The following is an 18597-nucleotide window of genomic DNA, read 5'->3' as shown; positions in this document are numbered from 1 at the left end:
CCGTCGCGCACCATGATGCCGTCGGAGAGTTCAGCGAACGCTTTGGTCGCCTCGACCACGTAGCGCGCCGGGTGCACCGGGGTGCGTCCGCTCGGGGCCTCTGCGGCCACCCTCGCCAGTTCCGCGGCGTCGGCTTTGATGAGCGCCTCGAGGCGGCCGACGGTGCACGCGGGGTGTCGCGAAGCGCTTCGACGGTTGCGGCACCACCCCGCGGAGATCACCGACCAGTGGGACGTCGACGGGGCGGTTCACGCCGATCGCGGTCGGATCCTGCTCGACCAGAACCCACTTGCGGTTCGCGTCGTTGCCGGCCCAGTGCTGGGTCCGCCCGTAGTGCATGGGCTCGCCGAGCTCGGTGCCCAGCGCGACGCACAGGTCGGACTTCTCCACCGCCTCGTTGGCGGCCGGGGAGAACAGGTAGGGAAAGGTCCGGTCCTGCAGTCCCGGGATGTACGACGTGCCGCCAGAGGTCTGGATCACCGGGCAGCCCATCAGCTCGGCAAGCTCGTTGACCTCCTGCTGGGTGCGTGAGGTGTGGACGCCGTGGTGCCGAACAGCGTGTTGACCCCCTCGGCCTCGAACAGGTCGAGAATGCGTTTGTAGACGGGTACGCCCATCAGTGCTCCTTCATCGGTATCGCTGCGCGAGTATTTTCCGTTGTGCTGCAGGTGAACCGAGCAAGGACCGGTTCAGTGCGGCGCGTTTGAGGTAGGTGTGGATCCCGCTCTCCCACGTGTAGCCGATGCCGCCGTGGAGCTGCATGGCCTTGCCTGCGACGTCGACGGCCGCCGAGCAGGTGTACGACTTGGCCATCGCTGCCGCCACCCCCGCGTCGGCGTTGTCGGAGACGGCGGCCACCGCTTGGGCGACGAGCTGGCGCGACACCTCGACGGCGACGAGCATGTCCGCGCACGCGTGCTTGACGGCCTGGAAGGACCCGATCGGACGACCGAACTGGTGGCGCATCTTCACGTAATCGACCGTGGCTGTCAGCATCTGCTCGGCCAGGCCCAGACTGTCGCAGGCGATGGCCACTGCGGCGCGGTCCTGGAAAGCCCTTATGGCCGCCGTAGGCGCACCGGCGAATGCCAGCACCTCGTCGATCTCCGCGGCGTCGGCGGTGACGGTGGCCAGTCGGCGCGTCTCGTCGACGACGGGTTGTGCCCGCACGGTCACCGCGGCGGACGTCACGACCGCGACCTCGGAATCGGTGATCAGCAAGAGGCGGTCTGCGCCGACTGCGTCGGCCGCGAACTCTGCGTGCCCGCTCACCCGCCCACCGTCGATCACGAAGTCACCGGCCACTGCGCACAGCCTGCTGCTGCCGTCGGCGACGGTGCTGAAGAGCTCGTCTCGTAACCGGCTGTTCTGCAGCTGGTTCAGCAGTCCGACGACGAGCGCCGCGCAACCCAGGTAGCCGGCGGTGCTCGCTGCTCTGCCGATCTGATCGAGGATCACGGCGGTCTCACCGAAGGTCGCGCCGGCGCCGCCGAGCTGCTCGGGTACCTCCAGCCCGGTCCAGCCGGCGACGACCAGCACTGCCCAACCGACCTCGCGATCCTTGGCCAGCAGCTCACCGGCGACGGACCGCAGCTCGTCGTGAAACTCCGCGAACTCGTTGGCGGCCATCACACCACGCTCGGCTCTCGTGGCAAGCCGAGTCCGCGTTCGGCGATGATGCTCCGCTGGATCTCGCTGGCGCCGCCCGGGATGGTCCATTCCCAGGAGCCGACGAAATCCAGGACCCAGGAACCGGATTCCCAGCCGCTCGACATCGGTTTCGTCAACACGGTGTGCGCTTCGGGGCCGCTGATCTCGACGGCGAAGTCGGTGAGCCGCTGCAGCAGCTCGCTGTAGTACAGCTTGACGATCGACGCGTCCGCCGGCCCTCGGGGGCCGTGCTCAACGAGTCGCCGGCACAGTCCCCGCAGTCCGGTGATCTCTGTCTCGAAAGCCGCGAGCCGATCGGCCACGACCGGATCGTCGACCGGCGCGGACCGCAGCAGCCGCCGGAACCCGGCATTGGCGAGGCGTTCGGCGAGCTCCAGCATCGTCATACCGCGCTCGGCGCCCAGCGTCTCCTGGGCCACCTGCCAACCGGCGTTCTCGGCTCCGATCAGGTTGGCCGCGGGGATCGTGACATCGTCGAGGAAGATCTCGCAGAAGTGGGAGTCGCCGATCGCGTTGCGGATCGGGCGCACCACCACACCGGGCGTCGTCATGTCCAGCAGGAAATACGAGATGCCCTGCCGTTTCGGGGCTTCGGGATCGGTGCGGGCCAGTAGCAGGCACCAGTCGGCGTGCATTCCGCCGCTGGCCCAGAGCTTCTGTCCGTTGACCACGAACTCGTCGCCGACCCGGCGCGCGGTGGTGCGCAGTGACGCGAGGTCCGACCCGGCCTCGGGTTCGGAGAATCCCTGCACCCAGATCTCGCCGTCGAGGATTGCGGGCAGATGCCGTCGGCGCTGCTCCTCGGTCCCGGCAACCAGCAGCGTCGACGCGGCGTGGTGGATTCCGACGAACGCGAGCACCAACCGGGGCGCGTCGTGGGCGGCCAGTTCCTGGTAGAGCACCACCTGTCGCTCCACCGGAATGCCGCCTCCCCATTCAGCCGGCCAGTGCGGCACCGCGAAGCCCGCGCTGTGCAATTCGGCGAACCACGCCTTCTGGAAACGGACGAACTCCTGCTCATCGGCGCCGGACTGGGACTCGCGCCAGTCGCGCGCGACGTGCTCGGCGCACCAAGCCCGCACCTCGGCCCGGAAGTCGTCGAGCTCGCTCATGAGTACAGCCCCGACAACCCGCGCCGTCCAGCGGTACGCGTGAGATGGTCGCGGGTGGCCGACAGCCCGAACGGCAGGCGGCGCAGCGGCTGGCTGTAACGCGACAGCCACGACAGCGTCGTCTCGTCGCAGAAGCCGACCGCGCCGTGCAGCTGATGACACACCCGGAACACCACCTCGGCCGCTTCGAGCGCCGACATGCGCAGCGCGAGCGCGTCGTCGACGGCGTGCGGTTGGTCGGTGGCGATGCTCCACAGAGCATGCTTGGCGAGGATGTCCACGCCGCTGCGTTCGACTTCGGCGTCGGTCAGCTGGAACTGCACGCCCTGGAAAGCCGACAGTGACTGGCCGAACTGCTTGCGGAGACTGACATGTGCGACGGTGAGCGCAATCGCGCGGTCGAGCATGCCCAGCAGGGTCCAGCACGGCAGCACGAGTGCCAGAGCGATGTCCCGGGCACCCGCGTCGTCGAGCGGGGTCAGCTCGAGTTCGGTGACGAAGCCCGGTTCGACGGGCCCCCGGCCGGTGACGAGTGCCCGACGGCCATCGATATCAATTGTGCCCCAACGTAACTCGAGCCCGTCGACGGCGGCTGCCGGCCGGGGCCCGCCGACGGCGATGAGCCCGTCGACATCGAGGTCGGGCGGGGTGGCCAGCCGCTCGGCCAGCGGGTAAGGCAGCGCCCAGTGTCCGGCGCTGCGGCACAACGCTGCCGCGGCCTCCAGTCCGTCTGCGTCGGTGCGCGGGTCGAGTTCCCATGCACCGAGTTCGTCGAGCACCGGACCCACGAGCGATTCCCGACTGCCGGGATCCGCTTCGGCCTGCGCCACCAGCAGGTCGCCGCCTGCGGACTCGAAGGCGTGCAGAGCCTGGCGGCCGTACTCCGATGCGTCGTCGCTGAGGTCGAGGATCATCGGCCACCGCCTGCGGCCAGCATCGAGCGGGACAACAAGATCCGTTGCATCTCAATGCTTCCCGACGACACGGTGGACGCCTGCGAGTAGCGCCAGTGGTCTTCGACCTCACCGAGGAACCACCGCGCGCGGTGATCGTCGTGTCCGACCTCGGCGGCGATGTCCATCAGCACCTCGGCGCTGTCCTGGTCCAGTTTGGTGACCGCGATGCGATAGGCGGATGCGTCACCCGGGGTGATCCGGCCACTGCTCTGCAGCGCCACCACCCGGTAGGCCAGCAGCCGGGCGCGGCGACAGTGCGTCAGCATGCGGATCCACCGCCCTCGCAGCTCGGCGGGCAGTGCTTCCCAGCGCGGTCCCAGTACCGTGGGCGCGGCCGCGAGCAGACGTTCACAGCGGGCGTACCGCGCGATGCCGACGCGCTCGAACGACATCACGTCCTGCACGATCGACCAGCCCTGATCGACTGTGCCCAGCACATCCGCCTCGGTGACCCGCAGGTCGTCGAAGAACACCTCGTTGAGGTGGTGCGGACCCAACATGGTGCGAATGGGACGCACCGTGATGGCCGGATCGTCCATCGGCACCAGAAAAATGGTCAGGCCCTGCTGTTTCTTCTCGCCGCGGGAGGTGCGGGCGAGCAGGAAACACCACTGCGCCATCGTCGCGTAGGACGTCCAGATCTTCTGGCCGCTGACCGACCAGCCGCCTGCACCGTCCGGCCGGGCAGTGGTCCGCAGCGACGCCAGATCCGACCCCGCCTCCGGTTCCGAGAAACCCTGGCACCAGATCACCTCACCCGCCGCGATGGGGGGCAGGTGCGTCCGCTGCTGTTCGGTTGTGCCGTGCCGCATGATGATCGGCCCGACCCAGTTGACGCCCATGTACTGGGCGCCGCGCGGCTCGTGGTGCGCCCACATCTCCTCGCGCACCACGGTCTGCTCCCAGACCGACGCTGCGCCACCGCCGAATTCCTCGGGCCATGCCAGGCACAGCAGGTTGCGCTCGGCCAGCGTGCGACAGAACTGCTGCACGGTGGCGAGGTCGGCAGGGTCGTCGGTGAAAGCGCCGAGAAAGTGTTCGGGCACCTGCTCGTTCACCAGCCGGCGCAGCTCACGCCGCAGATCGCCGGCTCGTTTGCCCATGTCGAAGTCCACGGTGCCCCTACCCGACCGCTGCGTCTGTTGTCGGCACCTGAGTAGCCAGACCGAGCTCGTCGAGCACCGCGGCCGTGTCGGCACCGAGCTCCGGTGCCGGCCCTCGCACTTTGCCGGGGGTGCGGGAGAACCACGTCGGCACACCGGGGAACTTGACCGGCCCGTGCGGCGTATCGTCGGTCTCGAACATGCCGACGGCGTTGAGGTGCGGGTCGTCGAACAATGCGTCCGGTGTGTTCAGCCGTGCCGCAGGGATTTCCAGCTCACGGAAGAGTTCCAGCCACTCGTCGGTGGTGCGCTCGGCCAGCGTCTGCGCCACGAGTCCGTAGACTGCGTCGACCTGATGGGCGCGTGCCTCCAACGTGGCGTACAGGTCGGACGCCCATGCCGGTTGCACTAAGGCGATGAACGCGTTCCAGTGCTTGTCGTTGTAGATCAGCGCGGCGATGTGACCGTCCTCGGTGCGGTACGGGCGCCGGTTCGGCGCCACCGTCCGCGGATACACTGCCGGTCCCAGCGGGGGGTCGAACATGGCGCCGTTGGCATGTTCGAACAGCATGAAGGACGCCATGGTCTCGAACATGGCGACCTCTACCTCCTGGCCCTCGCCGGTGCGCTCGCGATGGAACAACGCCATCGTGGTCGCATACAGCGCCGTCAGGCCTGCGACCTTGTCGGCCATGATGGTGCCGACATAGTTGGCTTCACCGGTGAGCTGCTCCTGTACCGCAGGTATCCCGCATTCAGCCTGGTTCGTGTCGTCGTAGGCGGGGCGGTCCCGCTCGGGACCGCGCCTGCCGTAGCCGTAGCAGTTGGTGTACACGATCGCCGGGTTGATGGCGGCAACGTCGTCATAGCCGAAGCCGAGCTTGGTGATCGCCTTGGACCGCATCGAGTGGATGAACACGTCGGCGCGTTCGACGAGCGCCCGCAACGCTTCCCGGCCCTCATCGGACCGAAGGTCGAGCACGACGCTGCGCTTGCCACGGTTGACGTTGACGAACACCCCACTCATGCCCGACACCGGACCCACGGAGATAAACCGGGTGTTGTCGCCCTGCGGCGACTCGACCTTGATCACCTCGGCGCCCATGTCGGCCATGATCTGGGTGCAGTAGGGGCCCATCACCATCGCGGTCAGGTCGATCACGCGCACCCCTGCCAGCGGTCCCGGCATCGACTCAGGCATGGGCACTCGCCGCCATCGCGAAGCTGTACCGGATGTGGTCGTTGTGCCCGTCGGGCACCACCGGGGACCTCACGGGCTCGGACATGTCACGGATCGCGGCGAGGTGCTCGGGCCACGTCCTCGATCTCCCAGGACGGGCGATATACGCCCGGCGATTCGGTGACGACTGCCGTAGCCACCCGGCCGGCCAGCGCGACGAACATCTCCCCGGTGGCAGAACAGGATTCGTGCGCGAGGTAGCCGACAACGGGCGCGACCAGTTCGGGGCCCATCGGGGGGTAGGCGGAGGTGTCGATGCCGCCGCCATCCGCGTCACCGCGGCCGGGACGATGACATTGCTCGTGACGCCGTGCGCCGCGCCTTCCAGTGCCGCCACGTTGGACAGCCCGACCACGCCCGCCTTGGCGACCGCGTCGTTGGCGACGTCGTGGTTACCGTACAGAGTGCCGATCGAGGAGGTCAGCACGATGCGGCCGTGACCTGCCGTGCACATCTGCGGGAACGCGGGCCGCACCACATGGAACGCGCCGCGCAGGTGCACGTCCAGCACTGTCTCGAAGTCCTCGTAGGACATGTCTTTGAGGGCCGACCGGCGCACGATGCCCGCGTTGTGCACCAGGATGTCGATGCCGCCGAAGCGCTCGAGAGCGGCGCCGATGATGGCCTGGCCGCCTTCGGGGGTTGCGACCGAATCCGTGCTCGCCACGGCTTCGCCTCCGGCATCGACGATCTCACGCACCAAGTCGTTCGCGGGGCCGCCATCACCGCCCTCACCGTCGAGCGCGCCGCCAGGATCGTTGACCACCACCTTCGCGCCACGCTCGGCGAACATCAGGGCGTAGGCGCGGCCCAGCCCCCGCCCGCCGCCGGTGACGACCGCGACACGTCCGTCGAACCTCAGGCACCCATTCCCACTCTTCAGGGTCAGGCCGTCGAGGTCGCCGGCGGCGCGCCAATCGGCGAGCAGATCATCGAACGCGTAGAACCCGGGCGAGTAGAAGTCGCCGAGGAACGAGCCGTTGCCCTCGGCACCGCCACGGCCTTCGTTGTTGTAATAGCCCGGTGTGCAGGACAGTTCGAACGCAGAGTTGTCGATCGCCAGTTCTCTGACGGTCGCGACCCAGGAGTTCTGTCCCTCGTCACTCGGCTCGACCGTCGTCGCTTCGCGGCTCTGCGCTTCAGCGAGAATGTAGGCGATGTGTCTGGCCTGCTGCTCGAACATCGCGGTGGTATTGGCTGAAACCCCACCCTGGATGAACCCGGTGAAGAACATGTTCGGAAATCCGCGGCTGGTCATCCCGTGCAGGGTCTTGTATCTGTCCTGCCAGTACTCGAAGAGCGACAACCCGTCGCACCCCTCGATGGTGTCGATCGCATACCGGCGGCTGATCTCGGTGGAGATCTCGAACCCGCTGGCGAAGATGACACAGTCGACCTCGTACTCGACACCGTCGGCGACGATCCCGTTCTCGGACAACCGCTCCACCCCCTTGGACGCCGACACGTCGACGAGCGTCACGTTGGGTCGGTTGAAGGCCGACAGATACTCCTCGCTCGAACAAGGCCGCTTGCACATGAACCGGTAATACGGCTTGAGCGCCTCCGCCGTCGCAGGATCGTCGACCACGGCTGCCACCCGACGGCGCAGCCTCTCCATGATCTTGTAGTCTTCCTCTTCCCGGAACGCCATGATCTGTTCGATGGTCACCGACGCCGGGTCCTCGCTGCCCGCGATGCGCGCCGTCAGGTTGCGGCCGAGCTCGGTCCAGAAGTCGCACACCAGATCCGGCTCGCCGAACACCACGCCGACGAACGGCGACCAGTTGTGGAAGTTGCGCTTGCGCTCCTCCTGCCATCCCGGTTGCAGGGTGGCGGCCCACGCCGGGTCGGTCGGGGTGTTCGCGCGCTCGTCCACCGAGGACGGGGTGCGCTGGAACACGTAGAGCTGTTCGGCATCCCGACCCAGGTGCGGCACCAGCTGCACGCCCGTCGCGCCGGTGCCGACCAGCGCGACGCGCTTGTCCGCCAACTTGTCCAGGCCGCCGTCGGCATCTCCACCGGTGTAGTAGTAGTCCCAACGCGCAGAGTGGAAGACGTGTCCTCCAGCAGCCAGGTAGTCCTTGATGCCCGGGATGTCGGGCAGCTTCGGACGGTTGTACGAACCTTGGGCCATGACCACGAACCGGGCCTTGATGTCGTCGCCTCGGTCTGTGCTGATCCGCCACCGCTCGAGGTGCTCGTCCCAGCGCAGTTCCCGCACCTGGGTGGAGAACAACGCGCCGTCGTAGAGGCCGAAGTGCTTGCCGATGTTGCGGAAGTGCTGGAAGATCTCGGCGCCATCGGCGAACTTCTTCGACGGCATGAAACCGAGCTCTTCGAGCAGCGGGATGTAGCAGTAGGCATCGTTGTCGCACTGGATCCCGGGGAACCGGTTCCAGTACCACACGCCGCCGAAGTCGCCGGCCATCTCGATCACGCGGACCCCCTCCACGCCGGCCTTCTTCAGATAGGCCCCGGCCAGCAGTCCGGCGAATCCCCCGCCGAGGATCACGACCTCGGCGTTCTCGACGACGGGGTCGCGCTCCGTCACCGTGGTGTAGGGATCGACCTCGTAGAACTCGGCGAACTCCCCTTCCAGTTCCAGGTACTGCGAGGCGCCTTCGGGTCGCAGCCGCTTGGCGCGCTCCTGCGCGTACTTCTCCCGCAGTGCCGGGATGTCGATGTCGGTGGGCGTGTCAGTCGGCCCGCAGGGCGTGGTCATGTGTCTCCTTCTAGGGATTTCACAGCTCGCGGGGTTGTCCGGTTCCCATGTACTTCGACAGCTGGTGGTGCAGGTTGACGGTGCTGCGTTCGTGGTACGGATTGGGCCGGGTCCCCGGGGAAACCGGCCGACTTCATGCCCTGCTGCACCGCGGCCATGTTCGAGAAGTCCTGAGGAAGCACCGACTGCCAGTTCGGTGAGTCCTTGGGGCGTGTACTGCCATTCCGTCTGCGGCTCCTCACCTTTCGGGTAGAGCTCGTAGACCGCGACCTCGAAGATGCACTTGTTCGGGTCATAGCTGGGATCGGGGCGCGCGGAGTAGCACAGCGCGCTCGTCAACCCCTGACCGACCTGGAAGTTCGGGAAGATCTGCCACGCGGTCCCGCTCTGGCCGAGGATGTCCGGTGGGATCGTCGGCCAGATCACGCCGCGGGCTTCGTCGTCGCGACGTGCCGAGGCCAGCCAGTGTTGGAGCACCTGGTCGGCGGGGGTGCCTTCCGGCAGTTCGTCGACGAGCCGCTTCGCCGCATTCACCAGGGTCTGCGTTGTGGTGGCGTTGGTCTCCTCCATGGTGTACACCTGCATCTCGGCAGTCGAGATGCGCGGGTCACCGGTGCCGAGGCGGATCTTGGACTTGGTCTCGTCCATCCCCTTCGGCGCGTCGTAGCCGATGTTGCTGTGCCGGCCCTGCGCTTTGGCCCAACCCTTGAATTCGCCGAACTTGTTGAACTCCGGATGCGTGGTGAAGACGTGGTAGGTCTCGTTGAAGGCCTCCTCCATCGCGACTTTCCAGTTGCAATCGAAGTACAGCCACTTGCGCCACTTGTAGCGCATGTTCTCCAGACCGAACGGGTCGAGGATCTTCGACGCCGGGAACAGATAGTCGACCAGCGGCTCGCAGCCGGGGTCCATGTTGATGAACAGCCATCCACCCCAGGTGTCCACCTGGACGGGCGCCAGGTGGGTATTCTCACGCGTCAGCGTGCCCTTCCAGTCGTCCTGTTCACGGATGTGGGTGCAGGCGCCGTCGAGACCGTATGTCCAGCCGTGGAACCCGCACACGAACGATTTGCGCGCCCGACCGACGGCGTTCTTGGCACCGTCCGGGGTGTCGACCAGCTTGCGGCCACGGTGCATGCAGACGTTGTGATGGGCGGCGAAATCTGCGGCAGAAGACCCGGTTCCGGTGCGCACGACGATGATCGAGTCGTCGAGGATGTCGTAGGTCAGGTAGCTGCCGACCTCGGGGATCTCCTCCACCCTGCCGACCTGCTGCCAGACCTTGCGCCACAGTCTGTCGCGTTCGGCGCGGGCGTATGCCTCGGAGATGTACGCCTCGACCGGAATCGTCGTCGGCTCGGACAGGTCTTCGGCGATCAAGCCTGTCGAATCGTCCTTGTCGGCATCGATCTCGATCGCGGTGTCGAGGTGGGATTCGGTATGGGTCATCACATTTCTCGCTTCCTCGAGCCGCCCGACATCACTGTTCCCTCTGCTGGATCGCTGCGCGGAAGGTCTCGTCTTTCAAGAACAGCGACGTGTTGTCCGCCCCCAGATGGGTCCACTTCAGGTTCAGCCCGCCGTCGACGAGCAGCGTCTGGCCCGTGATGTAGCTCGACAGGTCGGACAGCAGGAACAGGATCGCGCCGGCTTGCTCCTCGGGGGTGCCGCGGCGTCCCATCGCGAGCGCGGTGCGGTCACGGTCCGGATCCTCGTCGACGTACATCGCCGACGCGGCCGTTTCGGTCACTCCTGGTGCGACGGCGTTGACCCGGATGCCGTCCAGCGCCAGCTCGACCGCCATGGTTCGCGTCATCGCCACCACCGCGGCCTTCGCCGTGCCGTAGGCGATGTGGAACGGCGCGGTGTTCATACCGCTGATCGACGACACCGACACGATCGATCCTCTGCGGCGTTCAGCACGCAGTTCCCGGCTCACGGCCTGACTCATGAAGAAGGCCGTCTCGAGGTTCGCGGCGAACAGTGAGCGCCAGTCGTCGCGGGTCACCCGGGTCGATGACATCCAGGTCGCCGGCGCGGCGCCACCGGCGATGTTGACCAGTCCATAGAGGTCGCCGGGAGTTCGACGAACGTTCTCCAGCACGGCGGCGATGCCGTCGTCGGTGGACGCGTCGGCAGCTACCGGGACCACCGACAGGCCCCGGCGCGCCAGGGGGCCCACGTGTTCGTCGAGGTTGTCCTTCGATCGGCTGACCGCCGCCACAGTGGCACCCGCCTCGGCGGCCAGGCGCGTGTCCGTCGTCCCGATGCCGCCGCCACCTGCGCCGGAGACGACAACGATGCGGCCGTCCAACGTGATCGAAAGTCCAGGACTCATCTTAATTGTCCGGACAAATAAGGTCGTTCTGCATATTGCAGAACACTATTCCGCAGCGGTTATGTCACCGTCAAGGCCGATCACGCCCTGAGATCCGCACTATTGTCTGGACTCGCTGGACCTTGCTAACGTCCGGACGCATGAACGCCAGGTACGTCGCGCAGGACCCTTCTACCGCGCAGGGATGGCAGCTGGACCGGGTGACCGCACCCAGCCGACTGTTCGGCGCCAACGGCCTGCGCACCGGGCCCGACGGGCGCATCTACGTGGCCCAGGTGACGGGCAGCCAGATCAGCGCGCTGGACCTGGCCACCGGTGTGGTCGACACCGTGAGCGCCAAGGGAGGCGACATCATCGCCCCCGATGATGTCGCGTTCGGCGACGACGGCACCCTGTTCGCGACCGAGGTGATGGACGGCCGGGTCAGCGCGCGCGACAGCGCGGGCCGCACCCCGGTACTGCGCGACGATCTGCCCTGTGCGAACGGCATCACCGTCCATCGGGGTCGGCTGTTCGTCGGCGAGTGCCGCGACGGCGGCCGGCTGATGGAGCTCCCGCTCGACGGGAGCGCCCCACGGATCCTGGTCGACAATCTGCCGTCACCCAACGCGATGGAGGTCGGCCCCGACGGGCTGCTCTACTACGCGGTGATGACGGCCAACGAGATCTGGCGGGTGGACCCCGACGAGCACGGTGAGCCGCAGCGCGTCGCCGCCGACCTCGGTGTGCCCGATGCCGTGAAGTTCGACGCGGACGGTTTCATCGTCTCGGCCCAGGTGGCCAGCGGACAGGTCCTGCGCATCGACCCACGCAGCGGCGACAAAACCGTGTTGGCACAGTTGAATCCGGGTCTGGACAACCTGACCTTCGTCGGCGACCGGCTGTTCGCGTCGAACTTCACCGGCGAGATCACCGAGATCCGCTCCGGCGGGCAGACCTCTACAGTGCTGCCCGGCGGGTTGAACTTGCCGCTGGACCTGACCGTGTCCGACGGGCGACTGTTCATCGCGGACGGCACGTACTTCTACGCGGTCACCCCCGAGGGTTCGCTGCAGACCGTCGGAATGCTGTTCTCCCCCGGCTATCCCGGATTCCTCCGCGGAATCGAGGCGGTCGGCGCGGGCGAGTTCGTCGTGACGACCTCGGGCGGTCAGGTCGCCCGCTACCGTCCCGAAGCCGGGGAGACCGACTTCCTGGCCACCGACTTCGATCAGCTGTACGGCGCGGCCGTGACCCCCGACGGGACGATCGTGTTCGCCGAGCTGGGCACCGGGCGGGTGCACAGCCTGACGTCGGGCACCGTGGTGACGTTGGCCTCAGACCTGCAGGACCCGGTCGGCGTCGCGCTGGATCCCGACGGGGTGCCGCTGGTCGCCGAATCCGGCGCCGGGCGGGTGGTTCGGCTCAGCCCGGGCGGGGTGGACACCGTCGTGGACGGTCTGCAACGTCCACAGGGTCTGCACGTGCGCGACGGCCGGCTCTACATCGTCGACGCCGGCGCCGAGGAACTCGTGGAGTTCGACCTGTTCAGCAAGACCCGCAACACCATTGCCACCGACTTTCCCGTCGGTGCCCCACCGGGTGTCGAGCCCAAGCCGCTGAAGGGAATGCCGCCGTTCTCCGGCCCGCAGGGACCGTTCGCCGGCGTCACCTCGGGGCCGGACGGCACGCTGTACATCTCGGCCGACGGTGACGGCAGCGTGCTGGCGGTGCGCCGGGTATGACCGCGACAGCCGGTGATCACCGCTACCTGCAGGTGGCGCGGGCGCTGCGCAAGGAGATCGTCGACGGGGTGTATCCGGTGGGTTCCCAGCTGCCCACCGAACACGAGCTGTGCGAACGATTCTCGGTCAGCCGCTACACCGTCCGAGAGGCACTGCGCCGGCTGCGCGACGACAACCTCGTCGCATCCCGTCCGCGGGCGGGCACCCTGGTGGTCCCCCGCCCGAGCACCAACTCGTACGCGCAGGACGTCATGTCGATCGATGACCTGCTGGCCTTCGCCCAAGGCACCCGGTTCGCGATCGAAACCAACGCGATGGTCACCGTCGACGACGCACTGGCCGAACGCACCGGCCTCGCTCCTGGTACGGAATGGCTTGCCGCGAGCGGATACCGGCGTATCGACGACGCGACCGCCCCTGTCTGCCGCACCGAGTACTACATCAACCGCACGTTCGCCGCGGCGGGCCGACTGCTGCACCGGCACACCGGGCCCATCTTCCCGCTCCTCGAGGACATGTTCGGGGTCAGTGTCGTCGAGGTACACCAGGAGATCTCGGCGGTGCTGCTCGACGCCGAGATGGCCGGGCGGCTGGAGACCGACGCCGGGAGCGTCGGCCTGCAACTGCAACGCACCTACACCACGTCCGACGGCGAGATCGCCCAGGTCACGGTCAACACCCACCCGGCGTCGAGATACCGGCACGCGATGACGATGCGGCGCGTCAGGGATACTCGGTGACCACCCTGGCCGATGCGCTGCGCGACGCGGCGGCCGCGGCTCCGGACCGGATCCTGCTGCGGGACGGTGACCTGACATTGACCTGCGCCGGTCTGAGCTCCCAGGCGACCAGCCTGGCCGCTGCGCTGACCACGCGGATGCCGGTCGGCAGCGTGGTGTCGTTCATGGTCCCCAACTGGCATGAGGCCGCCGTCATCTACCTCGGCGCCACGCTGGCGGGCATGGTCGTCAACCCGATACTGCCCTCGCTGCGCGACCACGAACTGGGGTTCATCCTCACCGACGCCCAAAGCCGGGTCGTCTTCATCCCGGAGAACTTCGGCGGTCACGACTATGCCGCGATGCTCTCCAAGGTGGTCGCTGATCTGCCGTCCGCGCCCGAGGTCGTCGTGGTGCGCGGCGACGCCCGCGGCCACACCGCGTATGCCGACCTCTTCGCGGCCCCGATGGTCGAACCGCTGCCCACGCTGGACCCCGATGCGACCCGCATGATCCTCTACACGTCCGGCACCACCGGACGTCCGAAAGGTGTTCTGCACAGCGATAACTCGTTGAATGCGTTGATCGCCCAACTCGGGACGTTCTGGCGGATAGAGCCAGGTGACACGTTCCTGGTGCCGTCCCCGGTCGCCCACATCGGCGGATCGATCTATGCCTTCGAGTGCCCGCTGCTGTTGAACACCCAGGCAGTTCTGATGCAGCGGTGGGACTCCGACGCCGCCGTCGCGCTGATGCTCGAGCACCGGTGCACCCACATGGCAGGGGCGACGCCGTTCCTGTCAGGTCTGCTCACCGCGGCCGAGCGGGCCGCGACCCGGCTGCCTGACCTGAAGGTGTTCATCTGCGGCGGCGCGTCGGTACCACCGTCGCTGATCCAACGTGCCGCAAAATATTTCCAGCGTGCCCTGGTGACCAGGGTGTACGGATCGACCGAGGTGCCGGTGACCACGGTGGGCTCACTCGACGACGTCGACCACGCCGCCGAGACCGACGGCAGGCCGGGAATCGCCGACGTCATCCTCGTCGACGGCGAGATCCGCGCCCGCGGTCCGCAGATGCTCACCGGGTACCTGCACGCCGACGACACCCGCGCCGCCTTCGACGAGGCGGGGTATTTCCGCACGGGAGATCTCGGACGCTTCACCGACGACGGGTATCTGGTGGTGACGGGACGTGCCAAGGACATCATCATCCGCAACGGCGAGAACATCTCCCCCAAAGAGGTCGAGGACATCCTGGTCACGCACCCGCAGATCGCCGAGATCGCGATCGTCGGGATCCCCGACCCGCGCACCGGCGAGCGGGCGTGCGCGGCCATCGTCGCCTCACACCCGCCCGGTCCCGACGTCGCCGAGTTGCGGGAGTTCCTGCTGGCTCGGGGTGTCGCGAAGTTCAAAGCGCCGGAGCGTGTGGTGCGCTACGACACCCTGCCGAAGAACGCCGCGGGCAAGGTCCTCAAACACCACATCAAGGCTGAACTGACAGAGGAGTCCTGACATGCAGGTAGCGATCGTCACCGGCGCCAGCAGCGGTATCGGGTTCGGCTGTGCGACAACACTTGCCGAATGTGGCATGGCGGTGTTGGGCACTGGCCGCGATCCCCAGCGACTCGCCGAACTCGAAGAGGCGGTCGGCGATCCGGACCGCATCGCCACGCTGGCCGTCGACCTCACCGACGACGCTGCGCCCAGCCGCATCGTCGCCGCAGCGCTGGAAAGGTGGGGGCGGATCGACTTCCTGGTCAACAACGCCGGCGTCGGCAACCCGAAGCCGCTACACGAGACCGACGACGAATCACTGGACCATTTCCTGGGATTGATGTTGCGGGCGCCGTTCCGGCTGGCGCGCGAAGCCATCGGCCACATGCAGCCGGGGTCGGCGATCATCAACGTGACCTCGACGTTCGCCGTCGTCGGCGGTCTGCGCGGTGGCGCCTACTCGGCCGCCAAGGGCGGGCTGACGTCGTTGACCACGCACATCGCCTGCCAGTACGGCGCACAGGGCATCCGTTGCAACGCAGTCGCGCCCGGGGTCACGCTCACGCCGATGGTCGCCACCCGACTCGAGGACGAGCGGTTCCGCAAGATCAACACCGAGATGACCCCGCATCAGCGGCTCGGCCGCGTCGAGGACATCGCGTCCACCGTGGCGTTCCTGTGCTCCGAGGGGGGAAGCTTCATCAACGGCCAGACCATCGTCGTCGACGGTGGCTGGAGTTCGACGAAGTACCTCTCGGATTTCGCGCTGAACGCCGACTGGGTTGCGCGTGGGTCTTCGTCATGAACCTGTTCTCCCTGCTCGACCAGGCCGCCGCGCGCCACGGCGGCCGTGGGGCGGTGTATCACGGCGAGCGCCAGGTGCACACCTGGTCCTCGTTGCGGGAGAGGGCATGCACTGCGGCTGGCGACGTCGCTGCGGCCGTTCGGCCCTGGGGCGCGGCTTGCGGTGGCCAGCGAGAACCGGCCCGAGATCATCGAGCTGATGTTCGCGATCTGGGCGGCCGAGTGCGTGTTCGTCCCGGTCAACTCCAAGCTGCACCCCCGCGAGATGCGGCAGATCATCGACGACGCCGGCGTCGCCCGGGTCTTCGCCTCGCCCAAGATCGGCGCACAGCTGGCCGCGGAGACGTCCGTCCCGATCGAGACCATCGGGGACGATGCATACGAAGACCGTTGCACCGCAGACATGTCGGGGCCGCCGCTGCACACCGATCCGACGAGCCTGGCGTGGCTTTTCTACACCAGTGGCACCACAGGTCGCTCCAAGGGGGCGATGCTGTCGCACCGGAACCTGATGGCGATGACGGTGTCACACCTGGCCGACTTCGATGCGCCCGACCAGAACTGCAGCCTGATCCACGGCGCCCCGATGTCGCACGGGTCGGGACTGTACGTGCCGCCCTACGTGTTGCGCGGCGCCCGGCAGGTGGTCCCCACTTCGGGGATGTTCGACCCGGAGGAGTTCCTCGACCTGTGCGAGCAGCACCCGGGCTGTAGCGCTTTTCTGGCGCCGACGATGGTGGCGCGGCTGGTCCGGACCGGACGTGCCAGGTCCCGCAACCTCCAGACGATCGTCTATGGCCGCGGGTCGATGTACGTCGACAGCCTCAAGAAGGCGCTGGCTGCGTTCGGTCCGATCTTCGTCCAGCTCTACGGGCAGGGCGAGGCGCCGATGACGATCACCGGTCTGCGCCGAAGCGACCACGTTGCCGGTGATGCATGGGCCGACGACGCAGCACTCGGTTCGGTCGGCTACGCACGCTCCGGCGTCGACGTCGCAGTGCTCGGGCCGGACGGCCTGTCTGCCGGGGTCGACGTCATCGGCGAGATCGTCTGCCGCGGTGACGTGGTGATGTCGGGGTACTGAAACAACCCCGAGGCGACGGCGGCCACGCTGCAGGACGGTTGGCTGCGCACCGGGGACATGGGGTCGTTCGACTCCGCGGGGCTGCTCACGCTGCGCGACGGATCCAAGGACGTGGTGATCAGCGGTGGCAGCAACATCTACCCCCCGCGAGGTCGAGGAGGCACTGCTCGAGCACCCCGCGGTCGTCGAGGCCGGCGTGGTGGGGGCTTCCGACGACGAGTGGGGCGAGGTTGTCGTCGCGTTCATCCTCGGCGAGGTCTCCGTGGCCGAACTGGACGCGCACCTGCTCGACCGCATCGCGAGGTTCAAGCGGCCCAAGCGCTACGAGTTCGTCGACGAGCTGCCCAAGAACAGCTACGGCAAGGTCCTCAAACGGGAGCTGCGCGGCCGGGTGGGTTGACCGGATCCGTCCGTAGCATGGCGCCATGGACGTCCCCGACTCCGCGATCCCGCGGTTTCATCTCGCAGTACCGGTCGACGACCTGACCGCCGCCCGGCATTTCTACGGCGAAGTGCTCGGTCTCGACCAGGGACGCAGTGCCGAGGCCTGGGTGGACTGGAACCTGTACGGCCACCAACTGGTCACCCATCTGGCGCCCGACCGGATGGCGGCTCTGCACAACCCCGTCGACGGGCATGACGTTCCGGTCCCCCACTTCGGGCTGATCCTGACCATCCCGGCATTCCACGAGCTCAGCCGACGCCTACACGCCGCCGGTGTCGATTTCGTGATCGAGCCCTACGTGCGGTTCGCCGGTGAAACCGGCGAGCAGTGGACGATGTTTCTCCTCGACCCCGCGGGGAATGCTCTCGAGTTCAAGGCCTTCGCCGACGATTCGCAGGTCTTCGCGACCTAGGAGGGTAGGACAATGCACGTGGTGATCGCCGGAGGGCACGGCAAGATCGCGAAGCTGGTCGGGCGGCGACGTCGCCGCTGACTCTCAGGAGGGTGCGAACACCGCCTTGAACCGCTCCAGCGACTCTCGGATGTCACCCTTCAACGAGCTGGCGACGACCATCCCAATCGGGCCGAACAGTGCCGGCCCGCCCAGATGCACGTCGAACGTCACCGTGGACAGATCGTCGCCGCTGGGCTTGACCTTGCCGATCAGCTTGACCTTCACGCCGCCCTTGCCGTCACCGTTGAGCGTCATCGCCTCCGGCGGCCGGTAGTGCACGACCGTCCACCGCATGCGGTTGGGCATGCCCTTGACCTCGACGATCGAGTCCAGGACCGTGCCCTTTTCGATCGTGTCCGGCAGCTTGGAACGCCACACCCGGTGGATCGACAACCACTCCCGGTAGCGGGACAGATCCGAAGCGCTCTCCCACGCCTTCTCCGGCGGCAGCGGTACGTCGACGGAGACGGACAACTTGGCCATACCGCGAACCGTCTACGACGACGGCGGCGCCGTCGGGGGCTGCTGCCGCGGCGGCGTCCCCGGCGGCGTCTCGGACGTCGGAGGCTGACCGGACTCCTGGCCGGGAGGCACCTGCGCGGACGGGGTGGTGTTGTCCTGGACGGCCTTCTTCGCGGCGTCCTGCACCTTGTTCACCTGCGAGGCGTACTTGCCCTGCGTCTTCTTGTCGACGAGGTCACCGGCCTTGTCGATCGCGGTGTCGAC

The 18597-nt window shown here is 67.4% G+C and carries 14 protein-coding genes and 5 pseudogenes; 6 read left to right on the top strand and 13 right to left on the bottom strand.

Translation table 11 applies throughout. The annotated features are described in order from the left end of the window. From WA944_RS03555 to WA944_RS03505, 11 genes and pseudogenes are all read right to left on the bottom strand, one after another. A pseudogene (locus tag WA944_RS03555) lies at positions 1-546 on the bottom strand (thiamine pyrophosphate-binding protein); the annotation flags it as partial. Next, entirely contained in the window at positions 492-617 is a 126-nt protein-coding gene (locus WA944_RS03550) for a hypothetical protein (protein WP_526374068.1), read from the bottom strand. The pseudogene WA944_RS03555 and the gene WA944_RS03550, both read right to left, overlap by 55 nt. Before the next feature lie 10 nt (positions 618-627). After that, the gene (locus WA944_RS03545) at positions 628-1629 is read right to left on the bottom strand and encodes an acyl-CoA dehydrogenase family protein (RefSeq protein WP_526610706.1); all 1002 of its coding nucleotides are present in this window, start codon (positions 1627-1629) and stop codon (positions 628-630) included. After that, on the bottom strand, positions 1629-2783 hold the full coding sequence (locus WA944_RS03540) for an acyl-CoA dehydrogenase family protein (RefSeq protein WP_526610708.1): 1155 nt from the start codon (positions 2781-2783) through the stop codon (positions 1629-1631). The genes WA944_RS03545 and WA944_RS03540 overlap by 1 nt, the downstream gene beginning before the upstream one ends. After that, on the bottom strand, positions 2780-3697 hold the full coding sequence (locus WA944_RS03535) for an acyl-CoA dehydrogenase family protein (RefSeq protein WP_526374061.1): 918 nt from the start codon (positions 3695-3697) through the stop codon (positions 2780-2782). Before WA944_RS03535 ends, WA944_RS03540 begins: the two co-directional genes overlap by 4 nt. Continuing rightward, entirely contained in the window at positions 3694-4842 is a 1149-nt protein-coding gene (locus WA944_RS03530) for an acyl-CoA dehydrogenase family protein (RefSeq protein ID WP_526646350.1), read from the bottom strand. Before WA944_RS03530 ends, WA944_RS03535 begins: the two co-directional genes overlap by 4 nt. 19 nt (positions 4843-4861) lie before the next feature. Next, on the bottom strand, positions 4862-6043 hold the full coding sequence (locus tag WA944_RS03525; RefSeq protein ID WP_526610713.1) for a CaiB/BaiF CoA transferase family protein: 1182 nt from the start codon (positions 6041-6043) through the stop codon (positions 4862-4864). Continuing rightward, a pseudogene (locus tag WA944_RS03520) lies at positions 6036-6944 on the bottom strand (SDR family NAD(P)-dependent oxidoreductase). Before WA944_RS03520 ends, WA944_RS03525 begins: the two are co-directional and overlap by 8 nt. 18 nt (positions 6945-6962) lie before the next feature. Then, positions 6963-8804: pseudogene (locus tag WA944_RS03515) on the bottom strand (flavin-containing monooxygenase); the annotation flags it as partial. A gap of 19 nt (positions 8805-8823) precedes the next feature. Then, positions 8824-10253: pseudogene (locus WA944_RS03510) on the bottom strand (aromatic ring-hydroxylating oxygenase subunit alpha). A gap of 31 nt (positions 10254-10284) precedes the next feature. After that, positions 10285-11142, bottom strand: coding sequence for an SDR family NAD(P)-dependent oxidoreductase (locus WA944_RS03505; protein WP_526374058.1), 858 nt, complete (start codon positions 11140-11142; stop codon positions 10285-10287). 140 nt (positions 11143-11282) lie between these two features. On the opposite strand from WA944_RS03505, the gene WA944_RS03500 reads away from it, so the two are divergent. The 6 genes and pseudogenes from WA944_RS03500 to WA944_RS03475 all read left to right on the top strand — a co-directional run bounded on the left by WA944_RS03500 (position 11283) and on the right by WA944_RS03475 (position 17829). Next, positions 11283-12866 (top strand): SMP-30/gluconolactonase/LRE family protein, encoded by a 1584-nt coding sequence (locus WA944_RS03500; protein WP_526646348.1) that lies wholly within the window; start codon positions 11283-11285, stop codon positions 12864-12866. Continuing rightward, on the top strand, positions 12863-13606 hold the full coding sequence (locus tag WA944_RS03495; protein WP_526374056.1) for a GntR family transcriptional regulator: 744 nt from the start codon (positions 12863-12865) through the stop codon (positions 13604-13606). Before WA944_RS03500 ends, WA944_RS03495 begins: the two co-directional genes overlap by 4 nt. Continuing rightward, positions 13603-15102, top strand: a complete 1500-nt coding sequence (locus tag WA944_RS03490) for an AMP-binding protein (protein ID WP_526374055.1) — start codon at positions 13603-13605, stop codon at positions 15100-15102. Before WA944_RS03495 ends, WA944_RS03490 begins: the two co-directional genes overlap by 4 nt. 1 nt (position 15103) lies before the next feature. Continuing rightward, entirely contained in the window at positions 15104-15889 is a 786-nt protein-coding gene (locus WA944_RS03485) for an SDR family NAD(P)-dependent oxidoreductase (RefSeq protein WP_526374054.1), read from the top strand. After that, positions 15886-17372 (top strand): annotated as a pseudogene (locus WA944_RS03480) (AMP-binding protein). Before WA944_RS03485 ends, WA944_RS03480 begins: the two are co-directional and overlap by 4 nt. Positions 17373-17397: 25 nt before the next feature. Beyond that, positions 17398-17829: a VOC family protein gene (locus WA944_RS03475; protein ID WP_526646346.1), complete on the top strand. Its 432-nt coding sequence runs from the start codon at positions 17398-17400 to the stop codon at positions 17827-17829. Positions 17830-17913: 84 nt separating this feature from the next. Here WA944_RS03475 and WA944_RS03470 read toward each other — a convergent pair whose 3' ends face one another. After that, positions 17914-18354 (bottom strand): type II toxin-antitoxin system Rv0910 family toxin, encoded by a 441-nt coding sequence (locus tag WA944_RS03470; RefSeq protein WP_370330634.1) that lies wholly within the window; start codon positions 18352-18354, stop codon positions 17914-17916. A 12-nt stretch (positions 18355-18366) separates the two neighbouring features. Beyond that, the coding region (locus WA944_RS03465; RefSeq protein WP_526646344.1) for an Rv0909 family putative TA system antitoxin at positions 18367-18597 on the bottom strand (231 nt) is incomplete at its 5' end.

Origin of the sequence: Mycobacterium sp., from assembly GCF_049683355.1 — a bacterium.
Lineage (GTDB): Bacteria > Actinomycetota > Actinomycetes > Mycobacteriales > Mycobacteriaceae > Mycobacterium.
The sequence above is the reverse complement of the archived record's forward strand: the minus strand, read 5'-3'. Positions and strand labels throughout refer to the sequence as shown.